Annotated in this window: 9 protein-coding genes; 7 read left to right on the top strand and 2 right to left on the bottom strand. The window is 40.3% G+C overall.

Annotated features, from left to right (window positions below; all coding sequences use genetic code 11):
- The first annotated feature begins 153 nt into the window (after positions 1-153).
- The 3 genes from Q1V93_RS04430 (at position 154) to Q1V93_RS04420 (ending at position 4,760) form a co-directional block, all read left to right on the top strand.
- Complete coding sequence (locus Q1V93_RS04430; protein WP_300662027.1) at positions 154-1,107, top strand: T9SS type A sorting domain-containing protein; 954 nt, start codon at positions 154-156, stop codon at positions 1,105-1,107.
- 80 nt (positions 1,108-1,187) lie between these two features.
- Positions 1,188-4,007, top strand: a complete 2,820-nt coding sequence (locus tag Q1V93_RS04425) for a histidine kinase (protein ID WP_300662024.1) — start codon at positions 1,188-1,190, stop codon at positions 4,005-4,007.
- A 3-nt stretch (positions 4,008-4,010) separates the two neighbouring features.
- On the top strand, positions 4,011-4,760 hold the full coding sequence (locus tag Q1V93_RS04420; protein ID WP_300662022.1) for a LytTR family DNA-binding domain-containing protein: 750 nt from the start codon (positions 4,011-4,013) through the stop codon (positions 4,758-4,760).
- Between the two features lie 17 nt (positions 4,761-4,777).
- Here Q1V93_RS04420 and Q1V93_RS04415 read toward each other — a convergent pair whose 3' ends face one another.
- The gene (locus Q1V93_RS04415; protein WP_300662019.1) at positions 4,778-5,224 is read right to left on the bottom strand and encodes a hotdog domain-containing protein; all 447 of its coding nucleotides are present in this window, start codon (positions 5,222-5,224) and stop codon (positions 4,778-4,780) included.
- A gap of 119 nt (positions 5,225-5,343) precedes the next feature.
- Between Q1V93_RS04415 and Q1V93_RS04410 the strand changes: the two genes are divergently transcribed.
- Positions 5,344-7,308: a tetratricopeptide repeat protein gene (locus Q1V93_RS04410; protein WP_300662016.1), complete on the top strand. Its 1,965-nt coding sequence runs from the start codon at positions 5,344-5,346 to the stop codon at positions 7,306-7,308.
- 14 nt (positions 7,309-7,322) lie between these two features.
- On the opposite strand, the gene Q1V93_RS04405 is transcribed toward Q1V93_RS04410, so the two are convergent.
- Complete coding sequence (locus Q1V93_RS04405; RefSeq protein ID WP_300662013.1) at positions 7,323-8,153, bottom strand: sterol desaturase family protein; 831 nt, start codon at positions 8,151-8,153, stop codon at positions 7,323-7,325.
- Positions 8,154-8,638: 485 nt separating this feature from the next.
- Here Q1V93_RS04405 and Q1V93_RS04400 point away from each other — a divergent pair, with 485 nt between their 5' ends.
- From Q1V93_RS04400 to Q1V93_RS04390, 3 genes are all read left to right on the top strand, one after another.
- Entirely contained in the window at positions 8,639-9,151 is a 513-nt protein-coding gene (locus Q1V93_RS04400) for a GNAT family N-acetyltransferase (RefSeq protein ID WP_300662010.1), read from the top strand.
- Positions 9,148-9,540: a DUF1801 domain-containing protein gene (locus Q1V93_RS04395; protein WP_300662007.1), complete on the top strand. Its 393-nt coding sequence runs from the start codon at positions 9,148-9,150 to the stop codon at positions 9,538-9,540. Before Q1V93_RS04400 ends, Q1V93_RS04395 begins: the two co-directional genes overlap by 4 nt.
- Positions 9,541-9,546: 6 nt before the next feature.
- Positions 9,547-9,890: hypothetical protein (locus Q1V93_RS04390; RefSeq protein ID WP_300662005.1), on the top strand; the 344-nt coding region annotated here is incomplete at its 3' end.

Genomic DNA, 9,890 nt, shown 5'->3' with positions numbered 1-9,890 from the left:
GCGTACCAGGTGGTCTAGCGCGTCAACGAGCATGATTACTCAGCCTCGGTAGCTTCAGCCTCTGCCTTTTCTGCTTATTCCGATCTGGCAAGAACTGTTCATGTCACAGGTTCTCCGCAGTGTTTTACCATTGATCCGAACATTACATCCAACTTGAATGTACTTCAGCACGGAAATACTTCATGGGCTTGGAATGAACGCAGTTTAACAGGAAGAATCGACAATGATTGCCTGTCTAACCTGTCTTTTTCCGGTGGGACGATCTCGGCAAATGAAAAAGTAGCTTGCGGAAATTTACCGAACCAGATCACTTCCACAGCAGCGGCCAGTGTTCCGAACAGCTATTACAGCATGACTTCTTACCAGTGGCAAAGTTCAACAGATGGTACAAACTGGACCAATATTACTTCGGCTACCGGTCTGAATTATTCTCCACCGGCTTTGTATACAACAACATATTACCGCAGAATCGCATTCGGACCTTGTGGCATCAGCTTAAGCAGTAATACGATTACGAAGTTGGTTCTTCTCAACGTTGCTTTGAACTCTGAATTTACTGTAAGTGCAAATTGTCTGTCAGGTCAGTCAACCTTCACCGTAAATGCCATTCCAAATGTGAACAGCGGAATCAATTTCACAGGTACATGGACGATCACGGATTTGACAACTTCCGGCGCTCCTTACACCAATCCGGCCTGGAATAACTGCGGACCTTGTACATTCCCGGGTTATACATTTACTCAGGGACATACCTACCAGATCGTTTACACTGTTCAGGACAGATGTACCACCCAAGGTTCAAGCACACATACAGTCACCTGTGTAGCAGGAATTGCTCAACAAGATGGTGTAACAAGCAGAACAACTCTGAGCAACAGCATCATTCATCCAAACCCAACAAACGGAGTGTTTACAGTAGATCTGAAAGAAATGTCTGCATCTGGAATTTCTGTTTACAATACGCAGGGAAGATTAATCAGATCTGTTGCAATCGCAAAAAACACAAGCACTTCCGGTTTCGATCTGTCCGATCAGCCAAACGGAATGTACCTGATTGAACTACATACCGAAAACGGATTCATTACACATAAATTGATTAAAGAATAATAGTACAATCCAACACCTAATGAATAAAACCGTCCCAAATTGCTTTGGGACGGTTTACTTTTTTTATCTATTCTTGTAAAATGGATTTCAGAATCTTAACACTTCTATTCATCTGCTGTTTCAACCACCTGAAAGCACAAGAACTTTACGGGAAATACCTCGGAACCGAACAAGGATTATTATCCAAAGAATGTTATGACATCAATTTCAATAAGGAAGGTTACCTGATAGTTGGAACTCAATATGGTCCGATGAAATTTGACGGCGAAAAATTTATTCCTATTTGTCAAAATCTTCCTATCGAACAACGAATCATTTATGATTTCGAAAAAGATCCCAGGGGTCAGGTCTACATGTTGAATTCCAAAAATGAGATCTTCATTCTGGAAAGGGATAAGGCTATTCGGATTGTTTCAAAAAAATCAAAACCCATTCCGATTGCAATCCATTTCAAAAAATTACACTGGTACAAGAATGGATTGATGATCTTTTCAAACACTGTTTACTTTCGGTACCGGTTTAAAACCCGTTTGGTTTCTCCTTGCTCCAAACCGGTCAAAGAAGAAAAGAATGTCTTTGTCTTTGACTCTTCACAAGAATTTCCTTTCGAAAAACGCCTGTCAGAAAAAGCAATAATTCTCAAACACACCGTCCGTTTTAAATCACCGCGAAAAGCGCTTCATGCAAGAGAACACATCTCTGAATCACGCGAAGGGTTTGTCAAAATCGGAACGAATTATTTTGCACTGATCAATTCACATCTCTATCGCGTTTGTTCAACTACCGTTGAAATACTTCCCTATGACGAGATTCTTTTCCTGGAAGCTTTTCACGACCGCTTGTGGCTTGTTACCATGAAAGGCCTGATCGAACTGGATAATCATGGAAATTGGGTCAGCACTCATTTTCCGGGCTGCGTTGTCGGCGGAATTGCACCTTTGCCGGGAAAAGGAATGGCAGTTTCCCTGAATCAATATGGTGTTTTTATTTGTTCCGATATTCACGAACGATGCTACGGTAACCTGATGCCATCTTACGTAGCAAATCACCAGCAAACCATATTGGTTGGAAACAAGCTGGGGCAGCTATTCCATTTTCAAAACAATGAGCTGACCAAAATACATGATGCCATTCAATTAAAAAAAGAGATTCCTCTCAATCTCCGCAATATCAGAAAAATTGAATTTATCAACGACAAGTGGTACATCTGCTCAATCAAAGGAATTTACACACTAAGTACCGATCTGAAAAAAAGAAAAAAAATATTGATTAATGAATTATATACGTTCAATGATTTTTTTCTCTCCGGTGAAGAAATACATTCCATCAGCTGGAGCCGGATTAAGTCGTTTCGACGACATGACGAAAAGCAAACAACTGTCCCTTTTGTCAGATGTAAACAACAAATCAACGATTCTCTCATCATGCTGGGAACCGAAGAAGGACTTTTCGATTTTCATGTATCATCCAAAAAACTAGTCCGGAGCAAATTCTTCCGGAAACCTCACTATATCAGTCACATTCAGGAATTATCTCCAAACGAATTCCTCATTACTTCCCGGTACAAAGGAATCTTTCATTTTAAGAACGGTCGTTTACTTAAAAAGTATGATTCTCCCTGCGTTTCTGCGAAAAAAGCCTTGATTACCAAAGAGCAGCTATTCGTGGCCGGAAATCAGGGAATTTATGCCAAAAAACTCCACGCAGGGAAAAAAAGTCCCTGGAAAAAGATCTTTGAGAAAGAAATTCAGAACCTGTTTTTGATCAATGGAAAATTGTTTATCTGCACAGACGACGACCTGGTCATTAAAGAATTGAGTTCAAAATACGAAATCAAAAAACCTGCTGTTATCCTGAATGAAATTCTTATCGGAGAACAGAAAACCAACAAAATTCCAGCAAAAATAGATTACAACATCCCCATTTCACTGGATTTTGACATTCTTCATTTTGATGCAAATAAGCTCGGATTGTATTACAGATTGAATGGAGAAATGAAGATACATGAACAAACCGAACAGACCAAAATCAATTTTGAATCGCTGCCGGGCGGGAACTATGAACTTGAAATATTTCCGGTTATTGACGGAAGAATCCAATTAACTAATTCAAAGAATTACCGCTTTACGATCAATCAGCCATTCTGGGAAAGCACTTTGTTCTATCTGTTGATTTCGATTGTAATTCTTCTCCTGTTATTATCTGTTCGTTTGGTCAGAAACCTCAGAAGAAAGAAACGAATGACTGAACGTGCCGAACTTGAAAGTAAATTGAATGAATACAAACTACTTGCAGTAAAAGCACAGGTAAATCCTCATTTTTTAAGCAACGGTTTTGCAGCCATTCAAGCCTTGATCTTAAAAGGAAACAATGATTTTGCCGCACATTATTTAGCAAAATTCAGTTTCCTGATGCGGAAAATTCTATACTACAGCGAAACTCAGTTTATCACCATCAATCAAGAGTTGCAATTGGCAGATGCTTACCTGGAACTGGAATTACTTCGTTCCAATAACCACTTCACAGTAGAAAAGGTAATTCAGTTGTCTGAAACACAACTTGCTACTTTCAAAATCCCTTCCCTCCTTTTGCAACCCATATTAGAAAACGCCATCTGGCACGGATTAAAATTTCAGGAAAGCAACCCGGAACTCACCATTTCTTTCCTCCTGAACGATCAGCAAAAACTCGTGATCCAAATAACTGATAATGGCCCGGGATTCAACTCCCGAAATAAAACAGAAGATCATTTATCAAAAGGAAACAAGCTCATCACCGAACGAATTGATACCTTAAACAAACAGTTTCAAAAAAAAGTAGCTGAAATGAATATTTTAACCTCCGATTCCGGCACAAAAGTCATTTTCACTTTTACAGCTGAACTTTATCAAAATCAATGAACCATGAAAGCATTTATTATAGATGATGAGCAAGCCAATCGTGAAGTCCTGCAGATCTTGATTCAAAAACATCATCCGGAAATTGAAATCGCAGGTGAAGCAGAAAATATCAATGGATTTCTAAAAAGCCTTTCTTATCAGCAAAAAACAGATTTGCTTTTTTTAGACATTTTAATGCCCGACAACACCGGTTTCGATCTGTTGAATCAGCTAAAAAAACGAACCTTCGAAGTAATCCTCGTAACGGGATTCGAAGAGTTTTCCCTTCAGGCATTCGAGCATTCTGTCATTGATTACATATTAAAACCGATTGATATAGACCGTTTTTCAGCAGCGGTGGAAAAAGCTAAAAAGCGGATTTACGAGAAACAGCTTCTGAATTCAATCAAAACTCAATCGGAACAACCCAAAATTGCGGTCATCAAAAACAACAAGACACATTACATCGAATGTCACAATATCGCCTACATGGTCGGGCAATCGGGTGGTTATACGACTATCTTCTGTAAAGACGGAGAATCCTACCTTTTATCCAGGTCATTGAACAATATCGAAAATGATTGTTCGGAACTATCCTCTCTGATCCGTGTCAATCAATCCGTAATCATTAACCTGGATGACATTGCCAGTTCCGACAAAGGAGGTTCCGGATACGTGGCACTCAAAACCAATCATTTCGAAGTATTTCTTCCCCGGAGAAAAAAGCGGGAAGTGTTGCAGCAAATCGAACAATATCTGAAACCGGGCTTGTAGCCCCTTCTTTTGCGGAATTATTCCTGGGAAAAACCTTCTTCCGTAGGAAGCAATAAAGCCTTTCCGTATTGTTCCATTCTGCGGGCATGTCTTTTTTTGATGTACTCGGCAATCGGAAGTGATTTCCCCTCTTCATCGATACGGACAAAAGTCATGTTGGTGTGTGTCACCAAATCCTGGATTCCGGTATACACATTGTGCTTTCTGATTTCCATATACAATTCAATGGAAGAATTCCCGAAGCGCACCACTCTGCCGTATACTTTCAGAATTGCTCCCGATTTCACTGCTTTTTTAAAAACCAGCTCGTCTACTTTAATCGTCACCATATTCGGTGAATCACATACCTGCGATGCGAATGATCCCGCAGCATCATCGATTAAAGACATCAATTTCCCCCCAAACATGTTGTTGTGAATTCCGATATCAAAATCCTTGCAGATGTATGTCGTGATCAATTCCATTTCCATTGTATTCAAAAGTGTTGCAAAAGTAACAAGACTTCCCGTAGCGATCATCAAATCTCACGAAATGTTTTATTCTCTTTAACAAAGCTTATCAGTTTAATCTGTATTATTGTGTTGTGAAAAAATGCTTGCTGACTATTACTCTATTCCTGCTGTTTGTTCCGCTTCAGGCACAAAATACAGGCATTGACTCACTCTACAAACGCGCGCAATCCGAAAAGAACCTCAAACAAAAGCTGCACTTACTCAACGAATCCATTGCATACGGATGGTATTACGGTGATTACGACAAAGCAATCCGCTATGGAAAAGAATCGGTAAAACTGGCACAGAAATATCGGTTTGATTCGATTGCAAGCCTGATGGACAACAACATCGGGATCACCTATGATTACAAAGGTGATTATCCGCAGGCACTGAATCATTTTTTCAGAGCCTTGAGAATTGCGGAACGCATCAAAGACCAAAACAACGAAGCCGATATCCTCAGCAACATCGGGTTGATATACGGAAATCAGGGATTGGACGACAAGGCATTGCAGTATCACGAAAAATCGTTGAAAATCCGACGAAAAATCAATTATCCGAAAGGAATTGCGGTTTCACTCAACAATATGGCAATTGTATTTCTGAATCAGAAAAAATTCCGGAAAGCCATTCACTATTATCACGAATCATTGGCTATCGACCTGAAACTAAATGACAGTATCGGATTAGCAGACGATTACAACAACCTGGGTGTTTGTTACCAGGAAACAAAGGAGTACGCTAAATCGGAATTTTACCAGTTAAAATCGCTTGCATTGCGCGAAAAATTGCGCCAAACACTCGGCATTGCCGTTTCCAAATTAAACCTGGGTGTGATTGCCGTCAAAACAGGTCAATTCGAAAAAGCGAACAACTGTTTGTCCGAAGCAGAAAAAACTGCGAAGAAACTCGGCTCCAAAGAAACCTTGAAATCCATTTATCAGTCTCAATCAGAGCTCGGAGAAAAAACCAGGGATTTCGAATATGCCTTTGAGCGCCTGCATTTGTACAACGAACTCAAAAGCGAGCTTGCCAACGAAGAAAATATCCGGAAGCAGACACAGGAGGAAATGAATTACCAGTTCGATAAAGAACGGGAAAATCAGCGTTTGAACCGGGTCAAGGAAAAACTCGAAAGCAGAAAAAAACAGGAACAGGCACTGATTATCAATTGGGCAATTGCAATTGTCGGGATCATCATCCTCGGTTTTTCATTCATTCTTTACCGTCGCTGGAAAGAAGTCAAAAAACAGCAGATCATCATTGAACAGAAAAACCGGCAGGTCGAAGAGAAAAATCACGAGATCCTGGATTCCATCAATTATGCCAAACGCATTCAAACAGCCATTCTTCCGTCGCTTCAGCTTCGTGAGCGGGTGCTTCCCTCCCATTTTGTTCTTTATGAGCCAAAAGACATTGTTGCCGGAGATTTTTACTGGCTGGAAGAAACCAAAGATTCGATCATTTTCGCAGTTGCAGATTGCACAGGGCACGGTGTTCCCGGAGCAATGATGAGCGTGGTTTGCCACAATGCCCTGAATCGTTCGGTGAAAGAATTCGGCTTGCGGAATCCGGGAGAAATACTGGATAAAACCCGTGAAATCATTGTGGAAGAGTTATCCAAAAATCACCAGGATGTTTCTGACGGAATGGACATTTCCCTATGTACCTGGAACAAATCCTCCAATGAACTGACCTGGGCGGGAGCCAATAATCCGCTATGGATCTGGAAAAAAGCGAGCGGAGACATACTCGAAATCAAACCCAATAAACAACCGATCGGAAAACATTTTGATATGCAACCTTTCACAAGTCATCCGGTTGAACTGGAAAAAGGCGATCGCATGTACCTCATCACCGATGGTTTTGCAGATCAATTCGGTGGTCCCGAATCGAAGAAATTCAAAGCCAAAAACCTGAAAAACCTCATCGTTCAGATTTCGAATGAACACATTCACCACCAGATTGAAATTCTGAAAAGGACTTTCTTTCAATGGAAAGGAGATCTGGAACAGATTGACGATGTGTGTATTATGGGAATTGAGATTGAATAAGGTTTAATTCCAAACTATTCCAATACTGAATTATTTTTTTCAACCGTTATCCTCCCCTTTGAAAACCATTTCGCAACAAACTTCGGAACGAGTGGAACAAACAATTGCCCCAGGTAATTTTGAGGAAATGCTTCTTTGATTCCAAACTGTTCCGGTTCATGGTCCGGACAAACGTAAGTGCCGAAAAGAAGATCCATCAACGGGGAAACATTGGAGTAATTTCCTCTGTCTCTTTCCAAATCATGATGCCAGTGATGTAAAGCCGGTGAACCAATAATCTTTTGAATAAATCCGAGATTCAATCGCACATTACTATGAATGTAAATGGCCCAGATTCCCCTGAAGACGACAATGATCATAATCGCATTCAAATCAAATCCAAGCAGAAAAACAGGAAGATTGATCAAGCCGACGGTATAAACAGTATCTAAGGGATGTTCCCTGTGAGCAGCCAGCCAATCCATCGTTTCCGCCGTATGATGAACCTTGTGAAAACGCCACAAAAAATCAACCTTGTGCTGTAGACGATGCCCCCAATAAATCAAAAAATCACTTAAAACCAATACTTCTATGGCTTGTAGCCAGACAGGTTGCGCATGAATCGAATGGATTATCCGGTAAGACAACCATGTGTCGATAAAAGTGTGCAGATAATTTAGAAACCAAATGAGAAGACTGTTCCACAATAAATACTGTCCCAGAAAAAAACTCAAATCCAGGAACCACTTTTTCCGGAAAAAGGCCTGACCTTTTTTTGCAGGGAAAACGCGTTCCATGGGAACAAAAAGCAATACCAGAAATAACAAACTGATTCCTGCTCCGATAGCCAGTTTCAAAATCTGCATATGGTTACTTATTTTCTTTTTTTCGTGGAAATCTGTTCTTCAACATAGATTTGAGATACCTGTCGTTACTTGGAAAATCCCGTTCCCAATTAATGATTATTGATTTTGAGCTGCTCAGATGAGCTTCGTTTGATACAGGATACGGAATAAACATTGCATCAAAATTTTCGGGATCAAAAGCCCCGCGAAGTTTTAATTCCTGAAAAGTGCTCAATCCAAATTGCTTTTGTTTTAATGAGTCTCCGGTAACATGCATATTTTTGGTATAAAGTTCGGAATAATCAATTTTCACCGATCTCCGAACAATAAAACCACTTTGAAACAGCACAAAGAAAACCAGTAAACTGAAAAAGAATACCAATGTAAGGGGTTTGATCAGAGATTTAGACTTCATAGCAATTGAACGTATTTCCATGCAATTTATTACTATTTTTAATCATCTTCACTGAAAAACAACGCATTCTAAAAAAATACCTGTTAATCAAATGAATAAAATACTCCTTGAAACCGAACGGCTTTATCTCCGGGAAATGACTCCGGAAGATGCGGAAGCGGCGTATTTATTGAATCTGGATCCGGAAGTAATCCGTTATACCGGTGATGATCCTTTTGAGAGTGTTGAAGAAGCAAAAACATTTTTAGAAAAGTACGACCATTACCAGAAATACGGTTTCGGGCGTTGGGGAGTTATTCTGAAAGCAACAGGTGAATACCTGGGTTGGTGCGGGTTGAAATATACACCCGAACTCGATGAATTCGATATCGGATACCGTTTCATGCAAAAATTCTGGGGATTCGGTTATGCAACAGAAGCTGCCGAAGCTTGCTTGCAGTATGGTTTTGAAAAGTTGAAGATTCCGGCAATTGTGGGAAGAGCCATCCCAGAAAACAGCGCTTCGGTTCGCGTATTGGAAAAAATCGGTTTAACTTACCTCGAAAATCGCTTCACGGATGAAACGGAAGAAGTCATTTATATCAAAAAAACGCTTAACGCATGAAAGATCCGAAGGTCGACGAACATATCTCAAAACTGAATCCGGAAGAACAGGAAATCATCAATAGGCTGCGAAACCTTGTTTTAAACAGCGATTCTGAAATCCGGGAACACATCAAATGGAATTCTCCGGCATTCTATTACGGCGGAGAAATGAAAGCTTTCGACGCGAAAGAATACAAACGTGATCTGTTGGTTCTTAACTCACACCGCGGAAAGATTTTACTGGTATTTCCAACAGGTGCAAAAATAACGGATGCAGCTGGTCTGAAAGGAAAGAATTACCCCGACGGGCGAAAAATCATTACACTGGAAACAGTGCCCGACCTGGAAAAAATAGAAACGCAATTACAGGCCGGAATTACCGACTGGCTGAATCAAATTGAAAAATAGAACCTTATGAAGAACATCCAAATTACCGGCGCTATCTTGTTGACGCTTACAATCAGCGCGTGTGGAGGCAAATCAACTCCGGAAGACGCCAATTCTCCGAAAACGGAAACAACTAAAAACCCGCAGGATCCGGAGAAAAGTGAATTTCTCATTGAAAACAAGCAAATGCATGCCTTTTCCAATCCGGAAAAGAAAGACGAATTTTTCATTGGAATCAAGGGAAAGGACCTGCTCAACGGCACAGTCATCTTTACCATTACATCATCGGATGGCAAACAGATTTTACTCGAAGAATTTGATGCCGATTACTTATTCGGTTACGATTTCACAGGAAATTTCAAATCGAAAAA

Source organism: Fluviicola sp. (genome assembly GCF_030151805.1).
Taxonomy (GTDB): Bacteria; Bacteroidota; Bacteroidia; order Flavobacteriales_D; family Crocinitomicaceae; genus Fluviicola.
Note: the sequence above shows the minus strand (reverse complement) of the source record. Positions and strands in the feature narration are given on the sequence as shown.